Genomic DNA, 503 nt, shown 5'->3' with positions numbered 1-503 from the left:
GGAAAGATAATTAATAAGATTGAATTTCCGATGAGGTCCCGAAGCTTCGGGACAGCCGCAATTAATTATACACCTTGTTGTACGTAGGTTTTTCATTCAGTCAATTTATTTTTAATCAAGTAATCTAATTCAGCTTGATATTTTTTTCTCCAATCTTTTCCGTTACGATTATTCAGATATTTTTCAATTTCAGTGTTATAAGATTCGATTCCACGCAACTGAGCTCTAGTCACAATACATCCAATATTTGTTTGGTGAAATCCATATTTTTCATTTAGAGAAATAACAGGAACTCCATAATTAAAATCAGGTATTCCAATCTGAACAATTCTAGGTTTATCTCGCCAAGAATCAATTTTAGCTGTTAAGTAATTATATCTAGTTAAGAATCCGAATTGCCATAATAATACTACTAAGAGCAAAATTCCAATACCGACTTTTATTTTATTTTTCCGTTTCATTTTTTCAACTTACGTACAACGTATTTGTGTATGAAAAGTTGC

The 503-nt window shown here is 30.8% G+C and carries 1 protein-coding gene; it reads right to left on the bottom strand.

All coding sequences use genetic code 11. The features are described from left to right. Nucleotides 1-92: 92 nt before the first annotated feature. Nucleotides 93-461 (bottom strand): hypothetical protein, encoded by a 369-nt coding sequence (locus tag ACOSP6_RS00695; RefSeq protein ID WP_422092883.1) that lies wholly within the window; start codon nt 459-461, stop codon nt 93-95. Nucleotides 462-503: the final 42 nt, after the last annotated feature.

This window comes from Tenacibaculum sp. MEBiC06402 (genome assembly GCF_049239625.1).
Lineage (GTDB): Bacteria > Bacteroidota > Bacteroidia > Flavobacteriales > Flavobacteriaceae > Polaribacter.
The sequence above is the reverse complement of the archived record's forward strand: the minus strand, read 5'-3'. Positions and strand labels throughout refer to the sequence as shown.

Bases quoted from the DNA above. Each gene is read 5' to 3' on its own strand.
- ACOSP6_RS00695 (WP_422092883.1), bottom strand. From the start codon at position 461: ATGAAACGGAAAAATAAAATAAAAGTCGGTATTGGAATTTTGCTCTTA.